Source organism: Microbacterium sp., from assembly GCF_035556355.1.
Lineage (GTDB): Bacteria > Actinomycetota > Actinomycetes > Actinomycetales > Microbacteriaceae > Microbacterium.
In genome coordinates this window covers 102,544-122,061 of record NZ_DATMFG010000044.1, presented here as the reverse complement: position 1 = coordinate 122,061, position 19,518 = coordinate 102,544, and the positions used below count along the sequence as shown (strand labels likewise).

Here is a 19,518-nt window from a genome sequence, read left to right as displayed (position 1 = left end):
AAGTTGAACGCCTGGTGCATCTCGTCGGGGCGCACCCACAGCGCGGTCTTCTCGGCGGTCGGCAGCCACGCCTCGGCGCACAGAGCGCGGTCGCCGTCGTACTCGGCGACGAGGCGGTGCCAGTCGCGGTAGATCTCGTGCACGCCCTCCTGGCCCCAGTACGGCACGTCGGCCTCTTCGCCGCCCATCGCGTCGGCGTTCTCGGGGTGGTGGTAGTCGGGCAGTCCCTCGGCCTTCACGAGGCCGTGCGCGACGTCGACGCGGAAGCCGTCGACCCCACGGTCGAGCCAGAAGCGCAGGATGCGGCGGAACTCCTCGCGCACCTCTTCGTTCGTCCAGTCGAAGTCGGGCTGCGACGGGTCGAACAGGTGCAGGTACCACTGCCCCGGAGTGCCGTCGGGCTCGGTCACGCGCGTCCACGCGGGACCGCCGAACACGGACTCCCAGTTGTTCGGGGGCAGCTCGCCGTTCTCGCCCTTGCCGTCGCGGAACATGTACCGCGCGCGCTCGCGGCTGCCCGGGGCGGCCTTGAGCGCCTGCTGGAACCATTCGTGCTGGTCGGACGAGTGGTTGGGGACGAGGTCGACGATGACGCGGATGCCGCGCGCATGCGCCTGCGCGAGCATCTCGTCGAAGTCGTCGAGGGTGCCGAACAGCGGGTCGACGTCGCAGTAGTCGGAGACGTCGTACCCCGCGTCCTTCTGCGGAGAACGCTGGAACGGACTCAGCCAGATCGCGTCGACGCCCAGGTCGCGCAGGTCGTCGAGGTGGGCGGTGATGCCGGCGAGGTCGCCGATGCCGTCGCCCGAGAGGTCGGCGAACGACCGCGGGTAGATCTGGTAGATGACGGCGGTGCGCCACCACTCGGACCCCGGAAGAGCCGGCAGCTGCGCGGCGTCGGGCCGGGTCGTGGCATCCGTGTTCGTCGAAGTCATGCGGTACACGATACTGCAAGCGCTTACATTCTCGGACTCCTCGCCCGAATCAGGACATCTGGCTGGCTCAGGCGGATTCGGCGGCGATCGCCCTGTCTGCGCCAGATGTCCTGATCTGGGCGGCCGCAGCGCCGGCGCCGGGCGCGAGGCGGCGCACAGGCCGCGCGACTATCGTGGGCGCGTGCCTTCCGCCCAATCGCTCGCGCGCGCCCAGTCGCTCATCCGCACGATCCCCGACTACCCCGAGCCCGGGGTGCTCTTCCGCGACATCACGCCGCTGCTCGCCGACCGTGATGCGCTGCGTACGACGATCGACGCGATGCTCGAGCCGTTCGAGGGGCGGTTCGACGTCGTCGCCGGCATCGAGGCGCGCGGGTTCATCCTCGCGGGAGCCGCGGCCGTCGCGGCCGGAGTGGGCCTCGTGCCGATCCGCAAAGCGGGCAAGCTGCCGCGGCCCGCGGCATCCGTCTCATATGAGCTCGAGTACGGCACCGCGACGATCGAGTGCCACGACGACATCGCTCCGGGTACGCGGGTGCTCCTCATCGACGACGTCCTCGCGACCGGCGGCACGCTCGCCGCGGCGCACGAGCTCGTCGCGCGGCTCGGCGCCGAGACCGTCGGCACGACCGTGCTCATGGAGCTCGAGGCACTCGGCGGACGAGCGATCGTCGGCGACGTGCACGCCGTCTTCACCGCCTGACGGCGCGCGGCGCGGAGCGCTCCTCAGCCGCCGATCACGACGTTGAGCGGGGGCTCGCCCGCGAGCATCCGGTCGATCTGCCGCCGGACGAGGCGTGCCATGCGCGGCCGCATCGCGCTCGACGCGCCGCCGACGTGCGGCACGATGAGCGCTCCTGGAAGCGACCACAGCGGATGCCCCTCCGGCAGCGGCTCGGGATCGGTCACGTCGAGCGCCGCGCGGATCCGACCGCGGCGGACGTGGTCGACGAGTGCGTCCGTGTCGATGAGCGACCCGCGGCCGACGTTCACCACCAGGGCGCCGTCCGGCAGCGCCGACAGGAACGCGTCGTCGACGATGTGCTTCGTCGCGTCGCCGCCGGGCAGCGTCGCGATCACGATCTCGGCCGACGGCAGCAGCTCGGGCAGCTCGTCGACGCCGTGCACCGCGACCCCGTCCTCGTCGCGTGCGCGCGATGCGACCGCCGTCACGTGCACCTCGAACGGCGCGAGGCGTGCCGCGACCGCTTTGCCGACGCCGCCGTAGCCGAGCAGAAGCACGCGGCGGTCCGCGAGACTGTCGGCGAACTCGGGAGCCCATCGGCCCTCGGTCTGCGATCGCACGAACGACGGGATGTGCCGCTGCGCCGCGAGCGTCAGCGCGAGGGCGAGCTCCGACGTCGACGCTTCGTGCACGCTCGACGCGTTCGCGAAGACGAGCCCGTGCGGCAGTCGCTGCTCGATGCCGTCGTAGCCGATCGACTGGCCCTGCACGAGTCCCACGTCGACGCCCTCGAGATGGTGCAGCGTGCGGCCGACGCTCATGTACGGCGGAACCACGATGTCGAGGCGCTCGCGGGGCGGCGCATCCGTCATGTCCCACACGATCACATCGACTCCGTCGGGCACGTCGCCGAGCGATTCGGCGAAGTCGGCGGAGGGGACGGTCACGGTCAGACGGATGCCACGGCTCACGCATTCCACGCTAGCCGGGCCGTGAGGGGGGTCGGCGCGGCTGCCCACTCTGCGGAAACCTTCGGGCGTATCGTCGGAGCCGACGCGCATCGAGCCGAGGAGGACTCATGATTCCCGAGATCAACTACTGGGCGGTGCTGCTCGCCACGCTCTCGTCGATGATCGTGGGGTCGATCTGGTACACGCCCAAAGTGTTCGGCGCGCGGTGGATGAAGCTCGCGAAGGTCACCCGGGCCGACACCAACATCGGCGCGTGGGTGCCGATCATCGTCGCGGTCGCCCTGTCTTTCCTGCTCGCGTGGGTGCTCGCGGGGGCCACGACGATCGCGTGGCACTTCTACGGAGGCGGCTACCTGTGGGCCGCGATCGTGACGTCGGTCACGCTGTGGGCCGGCTTCACCGCGGGGCGGCTCATCGTGCACGACGTCTTCGAAGGACGGCCGTCGAGCCTCACGGTGCTCAACATCGCGCACGAGCTCGTGACGGTGCTCATCATGGCGATCATCATCGGGGTGTGGCCCCCGGCGGGAACGGTCTGACGCGGGGCGCTTCGTCTGACGCGGGGCGCTTCGTCTCGCTGCGCTCGCCCAGCGTCGGGGAGAAGTGCGATCGGACTCAGCCTCCGGTGGGAAGCGCGATCAGGCTGCGGCGCCGACCACGGCGGCGATCGCCGAGCGGAAGAAGCTCAGCCCGTCGACGCCGGACCGCATCGCGGCGGCCGTGTCGGGGCCGAAGCCGGGCTCGACCGCGTGCTCGGGGTGCGGCATGAGTCCGACGACGTTGCCGCGCTCGTTCGTGAGGCCGGCGATGTCGTCGAGCGAGCCGTTCGGGTTGACGCCCGCGTAGCGAAACGCGACCAGGCCCTCGCCGTTGATGCGGGCGAGGGTCTCGGCATCCGCGATGTATCCGCCGTCGCCGTTCTTGAGCGGGATCACGATCTCCTGACCCTGCTCGAACTCGCTCGTCCACGCGGTGGACGCGTTCTCGACGCGGAGCACCTGATCGCGGCAGATGAACTGCTGGTGGGAGTTGCGGATGAGGCCGCCCGGAAGCAGGTGCGCCTCGACGAGCATCTGGAACCCGTTGCAGATGCCGAGCACGGGCATGCCCTTCGCGGCGGCGTCCTTCACCTCGGCCATGATCGGGGCGTGTGCCGCGATCGCGCCGGCGCGCAGGTAGTCGCCGTAGCTGAAGCCGCCCGGGAGCACGAGGGCGTCGACGCCCTCCAGGTCGTGCGAGCTGTGCCACAGCGCGACCGGCTCGGCGCCCGCGATGCGGATCGCGCGCTGCGCGTCTCGGTCGTCGAGCGAGCCCGGGAACGTGATGACCCCGATGCGTGCGGTCATTCGACGACCTCGATGCCGACGACGTCTTCGATGACGGAGTTCGAGAGGATCTCGTCTGCGATGCGACGCGCGGTCGCGAGCGTGTCTTCGCCGACCTCGCCGTCCACGGTGAGCTCGAAGCGCTTGCCGATGCGGACGCCGCTGAACTCCGAGACGCCCAGCCGCTGAAGGGCGCCGGCGACGGCCTTCCCCTGCGGGTCGAGCAGCTCGGCCTTGGGCATGACGTCGACGACGATGGTGGGCATCTGGTTCCTCCGGGCGGCCGTTGGCCGCCAGCTGTCGGTCGTTGAGCGACGAGCGCGGCGATAGTCGATACGCCGGATGTCGCGGGAGGGGTCGATCCCAGTCTAGGCGACCCGCAGGCGCGTCTTTCAGCGCGGCGGGCGGGCGCGCGGCATCCGGTTCATCGTCGCACTTTCCTGCGCAGCCGAGCTTGTGACGAAACCGTGACCAAGTCCGTGGGAGCGCTCCCTTGACATTCATGGGAGCGTTCTCATACGGTCGGGGTGTCCGATGGGAACGCTCCCACGCGACGCACCCGGGTCCCGGCGCTGCCGGTACCGATCACCTGCAACACACACCCTGACAACACAAAGGAGTGACAGTGAACTCACGTGCCTTCCGCCGGGGCGCTGTGGCGGTTGCGGCCTTCTCGGCCTCCGCCATCGTGCTGGCCGGCTGCGCGGGGAGCGGCGGCGGAACGCCGTCGTCCGACGACAACGGCGAGGTCACCCTGACCCTCGCGACCTTCAACGACTTCGGCTACACCGATGAGCTCCTCGCCGAGTTCACCGAGGAGACCGGCATCAAGGTCGTCCACAACAAGGCGGCCACTTCGAACGACGCCCGCGCCAACTTCTTCCAGAAGCTCGGCAAGTCGGGCCTCGCCGACGTCGAGGCGGTCGAGATCGACTGGTTCGCCGAGATGATGCAGTACGCCGACCTGCTCGCGCCGGCCGACGACAGCCTCAAGGGCCGCTGGCTCGATTGGAAGGAAGCGGCTGCGACCGACGGCGACGGCAACCTCGTCGCCTACGGCACCGACATCGGCCCGCAGGGCATCTGCTACCGCGCCGACCTGTTCGAGGCCGCAGGCCTGCCGACCGACCGCGAGGCCGTCGGCGAGCTGTTCCCGACGTGGGACGCGTTCTTCGACGTCGCCGACCAGTACAAGGAGGCGACCGGCAAGCCGTTCATCGACTCCGCCAACGCTGTCCTTCAGGGCATCATGAACCAGATCGAGTACACGTACGAGGAGCCGGACGGCGCGATCATCGCCACCGACAACCCCGACGTGCGCGAGGCCTACGACACCGTCGTCGACCGCGCCGTGCCGATCGCCGCCTACGCCGGTCAGTGGAGCGAGGACTGGTTCGCGTCGCTCGCGAGCGGCGAGTTCGCCACCATGCTGTGCCCGGGCTGGATGCTCGGCGTCATCGAGGGCAACGCACCCGACACCACCGGCTGGGACATCGCTGACGCGTTCCCGGGCGGCGGCGGCAACTGGGGTGGCTCGTACCTCGTCGTGCCGGCCAACGGCGACAACGTCGAGGCGGCATCGCAGCTCGCGGCGTGGCTGACCTCGCCCGAGACGCAGCTCAAGGCGTTCGAGAACGCGGGCACCTTCCCGAGCCAGGTCGAGGCGCTCGACAGCGACGAGCTCGCCGCCGCCACGAACGCGTACTTCAACGACGCGCCCACCGGTGAGATCCTCACCAACCGTGCGAACGCGATCACGGTCGCGCCGTACAAGGGCCCGAAGTACTTCCAGTTCCACGACGCCCTTCAGAACGCGGTGACCCGTGTCTTCGACGGTCTCGAAGACAAGGAGACTGCGTGGGACAACTGGGTGACCGAGGTCTCGGCCTTCTGACACCCGACGGGGTGCGGGCGGCTCGCCCCGCCCGCACCCCGTGCCTGCACCAACCCTGAGAAGGACGACCGTGACCACCACCGCATCGCGGCCGGAGACGCGCGCGCAGACTCCGGATGCCCCCCGTCAGCCCCGCGTGATCTCGTTCTCGCAGCGGCTCAGCAAGTGGGATCTGAAGATCTCGCCCTACCTGTACATCTCGCCGTTCTTCATCATGTTCGCGATCGTGGGGCTGTTCCCGATCGCGTACACGGCCGTGATCTCGTTCATGGACTGGGATCTGGTGCGCAACTCGGGCACCTTCATCGGCTTCGATCAGTACATCTGGATCCTGACGCAGCCCCACTTCTGGACGGCGCTGCGCAACACCTTCAGCATCTTCCTGCTGTCGAGCATCCCCCAGCTGATCCTCGCGATCTTCATCGCCGCCGTGCTCGACCGCAACATCCGCGCCAAGACGTTCTGGCGCATGAGCGTCCTGCTCCCGTTCGTCGTCGCCCCCGTCGCGGTCGGCCTCATCTTCACGGCGATCTTCGCCGACAACTTCGGCCTCGTGAACACGTGGCTCGGCAACCTCGGCCTTCCGGGCATCCCGTGGCACAAGGACCCCTTCTGGAGCCACGTCGCGATCGCGACGATGGTCAACTACCGCTGGACCGGCTACAACGCGCTGATCCTCCTCGCGGCGATGCAGGCCGTGAACCGCGACTACTACGAGGCGGCGACCGTCGACGGCGCCGGGCCCGTACGACAGTTCTTCAGCATCACGCTGCCGTCGCTGCGTCCGACCCTCATCTTCGTCATCATCACGTCGACCATCGGCGGCCTGCAGATCTTCGACGAACCTCGCGTGTTCGACCAGTTCGGCCGCGGCGGCGCGGGCCAGCAGTGGCTCACGATCACGCTCTACCTGTACGACATCGGCTGGGGCCAGTGGAACTTCGGCCGCGCGGCCGCGATGGCCTGGATCCTGTTCATCATCATCCTGCTCATCGGCCTCATCAACCTCCTCATCACCCGCTCGCTCGTGCGGGACGAAGGACTGCGACGCGAGCTGACGAAGCGGCAGGAGAAAGAGCTGGCCAGACGCGCGAAGAACGACCTGAAGGAGGCCGCGCGATGAGCACGCTCGGAACCCCCACGCCTCTCGCCGTGGTCGAGGAGAACATCCCGAACGAAAAGCAGCGCCGTCGCGGGGCGCGCACGATCCGCATCCGCGGATCCCGTCCCGGCTGGATCGTCTACGCGCTCCTCACGATCGTCTTCGCGACGGGCGCCTTCCCGCTGTGGTGGTCGTTCGTGATCGGCTCGGGCGACGCCTCGTCGCTGCGGCGTCCGTTCACGTGGATCCCCGGCGGCAACTTCTGGTCGAACGCGGCAGCCGTCGTCACCAATCCGGCCGTCAACTTCTGGCCGGCGCTGTGGAACTCGATCTACAGCTCGTTCCTCATCGCCGCGGCGGTCGTCATCACATCCACCCTCGCCGGGTGGGCCTTCGCGAAGCTGAAGTTCCACGGCGGGCCCGCGCTCCTCGTCTTCGTCGTCGCGACGATGGCGGTCCCGCAGCAGCTCGGCGTCGTGCCGCTCTACATCCTGTTCGCCGAGCTCGGCTGGACCGGCCAGATCGGCGCGATCATCATCCCCGCCCTCACGAGCGCGTTCGGCGTGTTCTGGATGACGCAGTATCTGCGGCAGGCCGTGCCCGATGAGCTCATCGAAGCGGCCCGCGTCGACGGCGCGTCGATGCTGCGGACGTTCTGGACGATCGGCGTGACCGCAGCGCGTCCGGCGGCCGCGATGCTGTTCCTCTTCACGTTCGTGGGCGCGTGGAACAACTTCTTCTGGCCGTTCATCGTGCTGGACCGGCAGAACCCGACGCTTCCCGTCGCGCTCTCGCTGCTCCAGTCCAACTACTTCGTCGACTACTCGATCGTGCTCGCCGGCGTCATCCTGGCCACGATTCCGCTCCTGCTGCTGTTCATCTTCGCCGGAAAGCAACTGGTCAGCGGCATCATGGCAGGTGCTGTCAAGGGCTGAATCGCGCAGCGCACCGACCGATACTGAGGACACACATGACCATCGAGTTCCAGGAAGACTCCGCTCCCATGACCGAGACGCAGCGACGCGCGTTCCCCGACGGCTTCCTCTTCGGCGCGGCGACGGCGGCGTTCCAGATCGAAGGGGCCGCGTTCGAAGACGGCCGACGGGCCTCGATCTGGGATGCGTTCTGCCGGGTGCCCGGCGCCGTGATCAACGGTGACAACGGCGATGTCGCGTGCGACCACTACCACCTCTATCGCGACGACGTCGCGCTCATGAAGCGCATGGGCCTGCAGACCTATCGCTTCTCGACGTCGTGGTCACGCGTGCGCCCTGACGGCGGAGCCCTGAACCCGGCAGGTGTCGACTTCTACAACCGTCTCGTCGACGAACTGCTCGAGGCGGACATCCTCCCGTGGCTCACGCTCTACCATTGGGACCTCCCGCAGGCGCTCGAAGACCGCGGCGGCTGGACGGTCCGTCAGACGGCCGACCGGTTCACCGAGTACGCGCTCGACATGCACGACGCGCTCGGCGATCGGGTCAAGGTGTGGACGACCCTGAACGAGCCGTGGTGCTCGTCGTTCCTCAGCTACACCGCCGGCATCCACGCGCCCGGGCACTACAGCGTGACCGAGGGCGTGCTCGCCGCGCACCACCTGCTCCTCGGTCACGGCCAGGTCATCCGCGAGCTGCGCGCCCGCGACGAGTCGCTCAACCTGGGCGTGACGCTGAACCTCACGGTCGCCGACCCGGTCGATCCGACCGACCCCGCCGACCTCGACGCGGCGCGCCGCATCGACGGGCAGTTCAACCGCTGGTTCCTCGACCCGATCTTCCGCGGCGAGTACCCGGCCGACGTCGTCGACGACATCCGCGCCGTCCACCCCGAGGCGATCGCCGCTCTCGAGGAGGCGACGAAGCCGGGCGACCTCGAGACGATCTCGACGCCCATCACGACCCTCGGCGTGAATTACTACCACGGCGACTATGTCAGCGGGCACCCGGCGACCGAGGAGGTCGCGGGCGGGGACGCGCCGACCGACCGCCGCGCGGAGTCGCCCTTCCCGGCCGCCGACGACGTCCATTGGCACGACCGCGGCCTGCCGCGCACGCCGATGTTCTGGGAGGTGCAGCCTGAGGGGCTCACCCGCCTGCTCAAGCGCGTGAGCGACGAGTACGCGGCGCCCGCCGGTGTCGCGATGTACGTGACCGAGAACGGCGCGGCCTACGACGACGTCGTCGTCGAGCGCGACGGAGAGAAGATCATCCCCGACACCGAACGCGCGGAGTTCGTGCGAGCGCACCTCGCCGCGACGCTCGATGCGATCGACCAGGGAGTCGACGTACGTGGATACTTCTATTGGTCGCTGCTCGACAACTTCGAGTGGGCCTGGGGGTACGAGAAGCGATTCGGCATCGTGCGCGTGGACTACGACACGCAGGAACGCACGGTGAAGGAGAGCGGCCGGCTGTACAGCCGCATCATCGCCCAGCGCGCGCTCGACGCGGAGAGCACGGCAGACTGAGTCTCCCGGAGCACGAAGGGCGGGTTCGATGAGCACGGATTCCGCGCGCGGACAGGTCACGATCGAGGAGGTCGCGGCAGCCGCGGGCGTCTCGCGATCGACCGTGTCCAGGGTCGTCAACGGCTCGACGGCGGTGAGTCCCGCAGCGCTCGAGGCGGTGCGCCGCGCGATCGCCGAGCTGAACTACGTGCCGAATCGCGCCGCCCGCTCGCTTGCGAGCCGGCAGACGCACGCGATCGCGCTCGTCGTGCCGGAGGACACGACCCGGTTCTTCGGAGACCCGTTCTTCGCGGCCATCGTGTCGGGCATCAACGCGCGCGTGAGCCGCTCGGACTACGTGCTGAACCTCTTCATCGCGAGCGACGACCCTGGCGACAAGACCACGAGCTACGTGCGCAGCGGCGCGGTCGACGGCGCGATCATCGTGTCGCACCACACGAGCGACACGTTCATCGACCGCATCGTCAGCAGCGTGCCCGTCGTCTACGGCGGGCGCCCCGTGCGGGAGCGGCCGAACGACCACTACGTCGACGTCGACAACACCGCCGGGGGTCGCCGCGCGACCGAGTACCTGCTCGGCAAGGGCTACACGCGCATCGCGACGATCACGGGCCCGCTCACGATGCCTGCGGGCATCGACCGCCTCGCGGGCTTCCGCGCGGCGCTCGCCGACGCGGGTCTCGAAGAGGTCGCGGTCGAGGACGGGGACTTCACGGCCGACGGCGGCGCTGAGGCGATGCAGCGCATCCTCGATGCGGGCGAGCGGCCCGAGGCGGTCTTCATCGCGAGCGATCTCATGGCGCGCGGCGCGCTCGAGATCCTGCATCGCGCCGGCATCCGCGTCCCCGACGACATCGCGATCATCGGCTTCGACGACTCCCCCGTCGCGACGAGCGTGACGCCCGCGCTGACGACGCTGCGGCAGCCCTCGTTCGAGCAGGGTGAGCGTATGGCGAGCGCGCTGCTCGAGCTGCTCGCGGGCGGCAACCCGCCTCACGCGCAAGTGCTGCCGACCGAGCTCATCGTGCGCGAGTCGGCCTGACCGGACGGCCGGTCGAGTCCGCGCGACCGTCGCGCGTGCCTGCGGCGGAAGCCGCGCCGGATCAGCGTCCGGGGGCCGTCGCGAGGATCGCGTTGTTCCACGGGTCGTCGAACGACAGCGTGCGGCCGTCGTCGCGCACCTCGAACCCGTGGTGCTTCAACCGCTCCTCGAGGGCCCCGAGCGCGTCGGCATCCGGCAGGTCGAGGTCGACGCGGCCGAGCCCGAGGGCGGGCATGCGGGGGCCGGCGCCGCGAGAGTTCCACACGTTCATCGCCATGTGGTGGTGGTAGCCGCCCGCGCTCACGAAGATCGCCTGGTTGCCGAGAGAAGCCGTCTCATCGAACCCGAGCGCGTCGACGTAGAACGCGCGTGCGCTCGCGACGTCGCCGACGGACAGGTGGACGTGACCGACGGATGCGGCATCCGCCGCGGTCGCGCCGAGCGCAGCCTCTTCGGTGAGGTGCTCGCTCAGGAACGCGTTGGGGTCGAGGAACAGCGTCGCCATCTCGACCTGGCCGTGGACCCACGACCACTCGGTGCGATCGCGGTCCCAGTACAGCTCGATGCCGTTGCCCTCGGGGTCGGTGAAGTAGAAGGCCTGGCTCACGAGGTGGTCCGCCGACCCCGCGAACGTCCCCGGTGCGTGGCGTGCGACCGAGTACAGCGCCGCGGCGAGCGCGGTCTGCGACTCGAACAGGATCGCCGTGTGGTACAGCCCCGCCGAGCCCGGAGTGGCGTGGCGCAGCGTGGGCTCGTGCTTCAGCACGACGATCGGACGACCCGCGCGACCCAGTGTCACCGTGTCGCCCTCGGCGGCGAGCACCTGCAGCGTCACGACGTCGCGGTAGTAGCGCGTCATGCCGTCGAGGTCGCCCACGAGGAGCGTCACGGGGCCCATCGCCGTGTCGGCGGCGAGGCGGTCGGGAGTCGCGAGCATCTTATGCATATGAATGGATAACGGGCGGCATCCGGGGTTCATTCCCCTTTCGCCAGAAACATGATCGCCGAGTGCACGACTCACCGTCGAGCGCACGACCTGCCGACGTGGCGAAGTCGTGCGCTCGACCGGATGCCGGCACGCGGCAGACGAGTGCGTGCTATTTGACGTCTTGCGGGTCGCCCCCGAGCTGACCGACCGCCGGGATCGGACCGCCGTCGTCGGCGCCGGTCTTGCGCCAGCGGGCGATCGCGTTGCCGAGGTGGTAGATCACCAGCGCGGCAGCGGAGCCGAGCACGATCGCGCCGAGCTGGAAGTCGCCCCACTGCATCGTGAACCCGGCGATCGCCATCACGAGCGCGACGGCGGCCGTGTACTGGTTGACGGGCCGCGAGAAGTCCACGCGGTTGTCGACCCAGATCTTGATGCCGATGATGCCGATGAGGCCGTACAGCGCCGTCGTCACGCCGCCGAGCACGCCCGCGGGGATCGTGTTGAAGATCGCGCCGATCTTGGGCGACATCGCGAGCACGATCGCGACGGCACCTGCCACCCAGTAGGCGGCGGTCGAATAGACGCGGGTCGCCGCCATGACGCCGATGTTCTCGCCGTACGTCGTCGTGCCCGAGCCGCCGAAGAAGCCGGCGATCGTCGTCGCGGCGCCGTCGGCGATGAGCGCGCGCCCGGTGTGGCGGTTGACCGACGCATCCGTCATCGTCGCCACCGCACGCACATGACCGACGTTCTCGGCGATGAGCACGAGCACGACCGGCAGGAACATCGCGATGACGGCCCACGTGCCGGGCGAGGCGAAGTCGGCGATGTGGAACTCGGGCAGGCCCACCCATGCGGCGGCCTCGACGGGTGCGTAATCGACCTCGCCGAGGATGATCGCGACGATGTAGCCCACCACGACGCCGAGGAAGATCGAGATCCGCCCGAGGAATCCGCGGAACAGCACGCTGAACAGGATGACGGCGATGAGGGTGACGGATGCGGTGACCGGCGCCTGCGCGAAGTTCGTCCATGCCACCGGGGCGAGGTTGAAGCCGATGAGCGCGACGATCGTGCCCGCGACGACCGGGGGCATGAGCTTGTCGACCCAGCCGATCCCCGCGAACTGCACGACGAAGCCGACGATCGCGAGCAGGATGCCGACCGCGACGATGCCGGCGAGGGCCGAGCCCATTCCCGCGGTCGCCGTCGCCGCGGTCACGGGTGCGATGAACGCGAACGACGAGCCGAGATAGCTGGGCAGCCTGTTGCGCGTGATGAGCAGGAACAGGAGCGTGCCGATGCCCGAGAAGAGCAGCGTCGTCGAGACGGGGAAGCCGGTGAGCACCGGCACGAGGAAGGTGGCCCCGAACATCGCGACGACGTGCTGCGCGCCGATCGCGACGGTGGCGCCCCAGTTCAGGCGCTCCTCGGGCTTGACGACCTTTCCGGGTTCGACCGTCCGGCCGTTGCCGTGCAGAGTCCAGATGGGCATATCGCTCCTTAGCGGGGAGATCGGGTGAGTGCTGAGGAAACGATAGCTGGGAGTTCGCTGAGAGCGATCACACGCGCCGCGTGTGCGGCATCCGCGTCGGCCGATGCCCTGATGGGCGCGGTCAGCCGGTGAGCCGCTCCAGCAGCTCGCGGTATCGCGCGGCCGTGCGTTCGACCACCTCGTCGGGCAGGCGCGGCGGCTCGCCGACACGCGGTGAGGGCCAGTTCGCGGCGAGCCAGTCGCGCACGATCTGCTTGTCGAAGCTCGCCATGCGCTCCTCGGGTGTCTTCCCCGACTCCCACGCGGCGGCGTCCCAGTACCGCGACGAGTCGCTCGTGAGCACCTCGTCGGCGAGGGTCATGACCCCGTTCTCGTCGAGCCCGAACTCGAACTTCGTGTCGGCGAGGATGAGTCCGCGCGACTCGGCGGTGCGCGCCGCACGGCGATAGATCTCGAGCGACAGCTCTCGCAGCTCCTCGGCGCGCTCGCGGCCGACGATCTCGACCGTGCGCTCGAAGGAGATGTTCTCGTCGTGCTCACCCATCGGCGCCTTGAACGCCGGCGTGAAGATCGGCTCCGGCAGGCGGTCGCCGTTCGACAGGCCCTCGGGCAGACGGATGCCGCACACCGTGCCCTCCGCAACGTACTCCGCCCATCCGGACCCGGTGAGGTACCCGCGCACGACGCACTCGATCGGCTGCATGTCGAGGCTCTGCACGACCATCGCACGGCCGACCACAGCCTCGGGGATGAGCGAGACGACATCGTCCGCAGTGTTCGGGATCCCATCGGGGCCGAGCGTGAGGACCCGCGACGGCACGAGATGATTCGGTATGGAGCGTCCGCCGTCCGCTCCCGCCAGCTGGTCGAACCACCACAGGCTCAGCGTCGTGAGCAGCACGCCCTTGCCGGGTATGCCGGGCGACAGCACGTGGTCGAATGCGCTCACGCGGTCGCTCGCGACCACCAGCATCCGCTTGGCACGCCCGCCTTCGGGAGTGTCAGCGGGCACGTACAGGTCGCGCACCTTGCCCGAGTACACGTGGCGCCAGCCGTCGAGGTCGAGCGGGGTGGGAGAGGCATCCGTCACCCGCCTATTATCGCGGCTGGTGCCCGCCGCCCTCACTCGCCGACTGCGGCGACCTCGGCGGCCTCCCACGCGGGCGCGTACGACGGCTGGTAGAGCATCACGGGCGGGATGCCGGGAACCTCGAGCTCGACGCCGCGTCCGTACTCGCGCTCCCACACTTCGCCCTCGAAGGTGGCGCCGCGCGAAGCGAGGTCGGCCATCGTCGCGTCGAGGTCGTCGCACATGAAGGACAGCTCGTGGCGCTGGTCGTACGGCTCCTCCTGACCGGGCCACGTGCGCGGATGCACGCCGCCCTCGGTCGGGCCCTGCGAGAAGATGAGCCACCCGGGGGAGGTCTCGATGAACGACCAGCCGACCACGTCGCGGAAGAACGCGCGGGTTGCGGGTGGGTCATCGCTGTAGACGATCGTGTGGATTCCGGTGATCATCCGGCCACGGTAGCGGGATCATCCGACACGGCGTATAGTCCACGTGGACTAATCAGCACGGAACAATCGCACCTCCGGAGAGCTCTCGCATGCGCGACGTCGTCGATCGGCTCACGCCGCTGGGCGTCATGGTGCTCGCTCTGCTGCGCGAGGGCGACATGCATCCGTACGAGATGATCCGGCTCATGCGCATGCGTCACCACGACCGGCTCGTGTCCGTCACCCACGGCTCCGTGTACCACACGGTCGCCCGGCTCGAGCGCCTGGGGCTGCTCGCCGAGGTCGGCATCGACCGAGAGGGCCGTCGCCCCGAGCGCACGACGTACGCGTTGACGGATGCGGGCAGCGAAGCCGTCGTGGAGTGGGTGCGCCGCGAGCTTCCGCGCGTCGACCGCCCCGAGGAGTTCCGCGTCGCGCTGTCGGAGGCGCACAACCTCGAGCGCGACGAGGCCGTTGCGCTCCTGAGGGCCCGCCGCGACGCGCTCGCCGCGTCCCACCGCGACCTCGCCGCGGGGCTCGGACACGCGCGTGCGAAGTCGGTTCCCGAGCAGTACCTGCTCGAGGCCGAGCGCGGTGCGGCCATGACGGCAGCCGAGCTCGCATGGCTCGACGACGCCCTCGAGCGCCTCGACCGGCCGGACTTCGACTGGGGTGCGCCGGATGTGCCATCGGAACGCTACCTGCATCAGAGAGAGGCTGCCCGGCGATGACCGACGCTCCCCCGAGCTCCGCGACGAACCCCGGGACGGCGCACGCGTCCCCGCCTCACGGAGGGAGGACTGGCGCGCCGGAGCGCAGCCCGTGGGCCGCTCTGTGGGCGCTCGTCATCGGCTTCTTCATGATCCTCGTCGACACGACGATCGTGTCGGTCGCTAACCCCGCCATCAAGGCGGCGCTCGACCCCGACACGAACAACCTCGACAACGTCGTGTGGGTCACGAGCGCATACCTTCTCGCGTACGCCGTGCCGCTCCTGATCACCGGACGCCTCGGAGACCGGTTCGGCCCCAAGACGATCTACCTCGTCGGGCTCTCGGTCTTCACGCTCGCCTCACTCGGCTGCGGCCTGTCGGCGACGCTGGAGATGCTCATCGTGTTCCGTGCGGCGCAGGGCCTCGGTGCAGCCCTCATGACACCGCAGACGATGGCGATCATCACACGCACGTTCCCGCCGAACCGGCGCGGTGCGGCGATGGGCCTGTGGGGCGGGGCATCCGGTGTCGCGATGCTCGTCGGCCCGCTCGCCGGCGGACTCCTCGTCGACGCCTTCGGCTGGGAGTCGATCTTCTTCGTCAATCTGCCCGTCGGCGTCGTCGGATTCGTGATGGCGATGATCCTGGTGCCGAGACTCGAGACTCACCGCCACCGGTTCGACGTCGTCGGCGTCATGCTGTCCGCGGTCGCGCTCTTCCTCATCGTGTTCGGCCTGCAGGAGGGGGAGCACTTCGACTGGGCGGCGTGGGTGTGGGGTCTCATCGCGGCGGGCGTCGTCGTGATGGCCGTGTTCATCTGGCAGCAGTTCCGCACGAAGAGCGAGGCGCTCGTGCCGATGGCTCTGTTCCGCGAACGCAACTTCTCGGTCGCGAACATCGGCATCGCGACCGTGGGGTTCACCGTGACGAGCATGTCGCTGCCGCTCATGTTCTTCGTGCAGCTCGCACGCGGTCTGACTCCGACCGAGTCCGCGCTGCTGCTCGTGCCGATGGCGCTCGCGGCGGGCGTGCTCTCGCCGTTCGCGGGGCGCCTGCTCGACCGCACAGACCCGCGTTTCCTGCTCGTCCCGGGCATGCTGATCGTGTCGACATCGCTGTTCTGGTATGCGGCGCTCATGAACGTCGACACCCCGATCTGGATGTACCTGCTGCCGTCCGCGCTCATGGGCATCGGGCAGGCGGGCATGTGGGGACCGCTCGCGACGACCGCCACGCGCAATCTGCAGCCGCGGCAGGCGGGCGCCGGTGCCGGCATCTACAACACGACCCGCACGATCGGCTCGGTGCTCGGCTCGGCAGCGATCGCCGCGTTCATGCAGGGCCGCCTCGAGGCGAACATCCCCGGCATCGACGACGCGACGGCGGGCATCGGGAGCGGCGCGCTCCCGAGCATCGTCGCCGAGCCCTTCTCGGCAGCGATGGCCCAGACGACACTGCTGCCCGCGTCGGTCATGCTCATCGGCGTCGCGGCGGTGCTGTTCCTGAAGCGCCCGGAGGGGCTTCGCACGCGCGACGATCGCTGACGCGCCCGTCGCCCCGGTTCAGTCCGGATCGAACGGATCGATCGGCGCGTGGTGGTCGAATGCGACGACCCCCTTGCGCCAGTAGCCGCTCACGACGGCCTGATTGCTCGGAAGGCCCAGCGTGCGGCGCAGGTGGCGACGGACTTCCACGAGACCGGATGCCTCGCCCGCCGCCCACACGAAGGCGCCCTGGCCCACCGGGCCGTGGTCGCGCAGCGCCGTGACGAGCACGTCGGGCGCGGCATCCGTGTCGACCGTGCGCAGTCTGACGTCGACGCCGTCGACGTCACCGAGGTAGCCGGCCACCCACCCGCCGTCTCCGTGCACGGAGGCGATCACGTCGACGGTCGTGCCGCGCGGGACGTCCCGGATCCAGCGGCTCGCCGACGGGAGCGACGTCTCGTCGCACAGCAGCAGAAGACCGTCGATGTCCTGCGGGGCGCGGCGAGACCCACGCGGTCCGACGACGACGATGCGGTCGCCGACGTTCGCGCGTTCCGCCCACGCGGATGCGGGGCCCGGGTCGGGGTGCGTGAAGAAGTCGAGGTCGACCTCGATCCCGTCGCCCACGCGGCGCGGGAGGGGCGTGAAGTCGCGCGCGATCGCGGCGCGATCGGGGCGCACGATGCCGTCCTCGCCCGGTCCGGCCGGCTCGGGGGCGACGAGCTCGCCGGTCGCGGCATCCGGGAAGTAGACGCGCACGTGGTCGGCGGGGCCCGTGCTCGTGAAGTCGGCGAACTCGGGCCCGGTCACCGTCACGCGGATCATGGGCGGCGCGACACGCTCGACGCGCACGACCGTCGCCCCGCGGGCGGTGAATCGGTTGCGGCCGCCCTCTCTGACGAAGCGCCCGGCGTCGCCACCGCGCGTGGGAAGGGGTTGCGGATCGGCCATGCATCCAGCCAACCACAGGCCCATGGGCGTGGGCCGCGCGGTCTCAGCCACCGGCCGCGGGCGGCTCACTGCGCCGGAAGGCACCCGCCGTCGAGGATGAACCCGCCCACGTCCCTATCCGACGGGCAGAGCCGCCACCCGTCTGTCCACGGGGACGTGCCCGGAGGGGCGTCAGTGCTCGACGACGCGCTCCGCGATGTCGGTGCGATACTGCCCGCCCTCGAGCTCGAGTTCCGCGATCGCACGGTAGGCGCGCTGACGCGCCTCGGCGAACGTCGTTCCGAGCGCGACGACGTTCAGCACACGCCCGCCCGACGCGACGAGCCCCGCCTCGGTCTCGGTCGTCGCGGCGTGCGCGAGATGCACGCCCTCGACGGACGCCGCCGCGTCGAGCCCGCCGATGAGCCGGCCCGTCACTGGCGCCTCGGGGTAGCCCTCGCTCGCGAGGACGACGGTGACCGCGGTCGCGTCAGCGAACGCGGGGCGCGGGTGGTCTTCGAGGTGACCCGATGCCGCGGCCAGCAGCAGCTCCGACAGGGGATCGACGAGGCGTGGCAGCACCACCTGCGTCTCGGGATCGCCGAAGCGCGCGTTGAACTCGATGACCTTGACACCGGCATCCGTCACGATGAGTCCCGCGTACAGCAGGCCGATGAACGGCGTGCCCTCGTCGTCGAGCCGGCGGATCACGGGCTCGGCGATCTCGCGCGTCACGAGGTCGACGAACTCCTGCTCGCTCCCGAACCGGCCGTCGAGCCACGGCAGCGGCGAGTACGCGCCCATGCCGCCCGTGTTCGGGCCGTGGTCGCCGTCGCGCAGGCGCTTGTAGTCCTGCGCGGGGCTGAGCGGCAGCACGTGGTCGCCGTCGCACAGGAAGAAGAGCGACACCTCGGGGCCCTCGAGGTGCTCCTCGACGAGCACGGCTCCGGTCGGCAGGTACTGGGCCGCATGGGCGAGTGCCGGGTCGCGGTCGCTCGTGACGATGACGCCCTTTCCCGCCGCCAGGCCGTCGGCCTTGACGACGTACGGAGCGCCGAACCGGTCGAACGCCGCCTCGACCTCAGCGAGGCTGGTCGCGCGCACGGCGCGTCCGGTGGGCACGCCCGCGGCGTCCATGATGCGCTTTGCGAAAGCCTTCGAGCCCTCGAGCTGCGCCGCGGCTCTGCCCGGGCCGAAGACCGGGATGCCGCGCTCGCGCACCGCGTCGGCGACGCCCGCGACGAGCGGCGCCTCCGGGCCCACGACGACGAGGTCGATCGCGTTGTCCAGCGCGAACTGCGTCACACCGGCGGGGTCGTTCGCGTCGAGGGCGACGAGCGTCGCGTCCTGCGCGATGCCGGCGTTCCCGGGAGCGGCGAAGATCTCGTGATCCACCTCTTCCGAGCGGAGGGCGAGGATGATGGCGTGCTCGCGCGCGCCCGAGCCGAGGACCAGGATTCTCACCCGGCCCAGCCTAGTCCGCGCGGCTCAGGTGGCCCCGGGGTCGTGCGCGGTGAGCGTCGAGGCGCCGGGTCGAATCGCGTGATTCGCGCCCTCTCGCGCGGGGTCGAGGGGATTGAGCCCGGCGCTTCGACGCGTACCGTGGAGCCATGGCGCGCAAGATCCCGACCGAGAACGGCCGCGACGCGCTCGCCGCAGTCGCGAGCGGAGACCCGGGCCGCACAGACCTCGCCACCGCCGTGCGCTACCTGCTGCAGCTGCTCGCCGAGAAGGCCCCGGGCAACTCCGTCGAGGTGCGCGTTCCGCCGTTCGGAGCGGTGCAGGTGCTCGAGGGTCCGCGCCATACGCGCGGCACTCCGCCGAACGTCGTGGAGACCGACCCCGCGACGTGGATCGCGGTCGCGACGGGCCAGGAGGAGTGGGCGGAGGCCGTCTCCGCGGGCCGCATCGTCGCATCCGGAGTGCGGGCCGACATCTCTCCGCTGCTTCCGTTGAGGGTCTGAGACCGCGCAATATAGACGATGGAACCGCTCACAGGGGAAGCCATTCCCAACGAAGTGGCCTATTATCCCATTCAACCGTC

The 19,518-nt window shown here is 69.8% G+C and carries 20 protein-coding genes; 10 read left to right on the top strand and 10 right to left on the bottom strand.

Annotated elements, in window-relative coordinates:
* A partial coding sequence (locus tag VNR19_RS12850) for an alpha-amylase family glycosyl hydrolase (protein WP_325727352.1) occupies window positions 1-935 on the bottom strand: 935 nt, incomplete at its 3' end.
* A gap of 181 nt (window positions 936-1,116) precedes the next feature.
* Between VNR19_RS12850 and VNR19_RS12845 the strand changes: the two genes are divergently transcribed.
* Window positions 1,117-1,638, top strand: coding sequence for an adenine phosphoribosyltransferase (locus VNR19_RS12845; protein WP_325727350.1), 522 nt, complete (start codon window positions 1,117-1,119; stop codon window positions 1,636-1,638).
* Window positions 1,639-1,661: 23 nt separating this feature from the next.
* Here the strand turns inward: VNR19_RS12845 and VNR19_RS12840 are convergent, their stop codons facing one another.
* A complete protein-coding gene (locus tag VNR19_RS12840) occupies window positions 1,662-2,591 on the bottom strand; it encodes a 2-hydroxyacid dehydrogenase (protein ID WP_325727348.1) in 930 nt (309 codons plus the stop codon).
* A 107-nt stretch (window positions 2,592-2,698) separates the two neighbouring features.
* On the opposite strand from VNR19_RS12840, the gene VNR19_RS12835 reads away from it, so the two are divergent.
* Window positions 2,699-3,130, top strand: a complete 432-nt coding sequence (locus VNR19_RS12835) for a DUF1761 domain-containing protein (RefSeq protein WP_325727346.1) — start codon at window positions 2,699-2,701, stop codon at window positions 3,128-3,130.
* Between the two features lie 99 nt (window positions 3,131-3,229).
* On the opposite strand, the gene purQ is transcribed toward VNR19_RS12835, so the two are convergent.
* Together purQ and purS are read right to left on the bottom strand one after the other, a co-directional pair.
* Window positions 3,230-3,937: a phosphoribosylformylglycinamidine synthase subunit PurQ gene (gene purQ, locus VNR19_RS12830; protein WP_325727344.1), complete on the bottom strand. Its 708-nt coding sequence runs from the start codon at window positions 3,935-3,937 to the stop codon at window positions 3,230-3,232.
* A complete protein-coding gene (gene purS / locus VNR19_RS12825) occupies window positions 3,934-4,182 on the bottom strand; it encodes a phosphoribosylformylglycinamidine synthase subunit PurS (RefSeq protein WP_325727343.1) in 249 nt (82 codons plus the stop codon). Before purS ends, purQ begins: the two co-directional genes overlap by 4 nt.
* Window positions 4,183-4,541: 359 nt before the next feature.
* Between purS and VNR19_RS12820 the strand changes: the two genes are divergently transcribed.
* The 5 genes from VNR19_RS12820 (at window position 4,542) to VNR19_RS12800 (ending at window position 10,421) form a co-directional block, all read left to right on the top strand.
* Window positions 4,542-5,810: an ABC transporter substrate-binding protein gene (locus VNR19_RS12820; protein WP_325727341.1), complete on the top strand. Its 1,269-nt coding sequence runs from the start codon at window positions 4,542-4,544 to the stop codon at window positions 5,808-5,810.
* Window positions 5,811-5,880: 70 nt separating this feature from the next.
* The gene (locus VNR19_RS12815; protein ID WP_325727339.1) at window positions 5,881-6,933 is read left to right on the top strand and encodes a carbohydrate ABC transporter permease; all 1,053 of its coding nucleotides are present in this window, start codon (window positions 5,881-5,883) and stop codon (window positions 6,931-6,933) included.
* Window positions 6,930-7,847, top strand: coding sequence for a carbohydrate ABC transporter permease (locus tag VNR19_RS12810; RefSeq protein ID WP_325727337.1), 918 nt, complete (start codon window positions 6,930-6,932; stop codon window positions 7,845-7,847). The genes VNR19_RS12815 and VNR19_RS12810 overlap by 4 nt, the downstream gene beginning before the upstream one ends.
* Window positions 7,848-7,882: 35 nt before the next feature.
* Window positions 7,883-9,379: a GH1 family beta-glucosidase gene (locus tag VNR19_RS12805; RefSeq protein WP_325727335.1), complete on the top strand. Its 1,497-nt coding sequence runs from the start codon at window positions 7,883-7,885 to the stop codon at window positions 9,377-9,379.
* A 28-nt stretch (window positions 9,380-9,407) separates the two neighbouring features.
* Entirely contained in the window at window positions 9,408-10,421 is a 1,014-nt protein-coding gene (locus VNR19_RS12800) for a LacI family DNA-binding transcriptional regulator (RefSeq protein WP_325727333.1), read from the top strand.
* 61 nt (window positions 10,422-10,482) lie between these two features.
* Here VNR19_RS12800 and VNR19_RS12795 read toward each other — a convergent pair whose 3' ends face one another.
* From VNR19_RS12795 to VNR19_RS12780, 4 genes are all read right to left on the bottom strand, one after another.
* Complete coding sequence (locus VNR19_RS12795; RefSeq protein ID WP_414684174.1) at window positions 10,483-11,358, bottom strand: VOC family protein; 876 nt, start codon at window positions 11,356-11,358, stop codon at window positions 10,483-10,485.
* A 160-nt stretch (window positions 11,359-11,518) separates the two neighbouring features.
* Window positions 11,519-12,847: a uracil-xanthine permease family protein gene (locus VNR19_RS12790; protein WP_325727329.1), complete on the bottom strand. Its 1,329-nt coding sequence runs from the start codon at window positions 12,845-12,847 to the stop codon at window positions 11,519-11,521.
* Window positions 12,848-12,968: 121 nt separating this feature from the next.
* Window positions 12,969-13,937 carry a phosphoribosylaminoimidazolesuccinocarboxamide synthase gene (locus VNR19_RS12785; protein WP_325727327.1) on the bottom strand — a complete coding sequence of 323 codons (969 nt, stop codon included), beginning with the start codon at window positions 13,935-13,937 and terminating at the stop codon, window positions 12,969-12,971.
* Window positions 13,938-13,969: 32 nt separating this feature from the next.
* Window positions 13,970-14,365: a VOC family protein gene (locus VNR19_RS12780; protein WP_325033053.1), complete on the bottom strand. Its 396-nt coding sequence runs from the start codon at window positions 14,363-14,365 to the stop codon at window positions 13,970-13,972.
* Between the two features lie 89 nt (window positions 14,366-14,454).
* On the opposite strand from VNR19_RS12780, the gene VNR19_RS12775 reads away from it, so the two are divergent.
* Complete coding sequence (locus VNR19_RS12775) at window positions 14,455-15,075, top strand: PadR family transcriptional regulator (protein ID WP_325727325.1); 621 nt, start codon at window positions 14,455-14,457, stop codon at window positions 15,073-15,075.
* Window positions 15,072-16,601: an MFS transporter gene (locus VNR19_RS12770; RefSeq protein ID WP_414684173.1), complete on the top strand. Its 1,530-nt coding sequence runs from the start codon at window positions 15,072-15,074 to the stop codon at window positions 16,599-16,601. The genes VNR19_RS12775 and VNR19_RS12770 overlap by 4 nt, the downstream gene beginning before the upstream one ends.
* An 18-nt stretch (window positions 16,602-16,619) precedes the next feature.
* Here VNR19_RS12770 and VNR19_RS12765 read toward each other — a convergent pair whose 3' ends face one another.
* Window positions 16,620-17,495 carry a siderophore-interacting protein gene (locus VNR19_RS12765; protein WP_325727323.1) on the bottom strand — a complete coding sequence of 292 codons (876 nt, stop codon included), beginning with the start codon at window positions 17,493-17,495 and terminating at the stop codon, window positions 16,620-16,622.
* 171 nt (window positions 17,496-17,666) lie between these two features.
* On the bottom strand, window positions 17,667-18,938 hold the full coding sequence (purD, locus tag VNR19_RS12760; protein ID WP_325727321.1) for a phosphoribosylamine--glycine ligase: 1,272 nt from the start codon (window positions 18,936-18,938) through the stop codon (window positions 17,667-17,669).
* Between the two features lie 146 nt (window positions 18,939-19,084).
* On the opposite strand from purD, the gene VNR19_RS12755 reads away from it, so the two are divergent.
* Window positions 19,085-19,438, top strand: a complete 354-nt coding sequence (locus VNR19_RS12755; RefSeq protein WP_325727319.1) for a sterol carrier family protein — start codon at window positions 19,085-19,087, stop codon at window positions 19,436-19,438.
* Window positions 19,439-19,518: the final 80 nt, after the last annotated feature.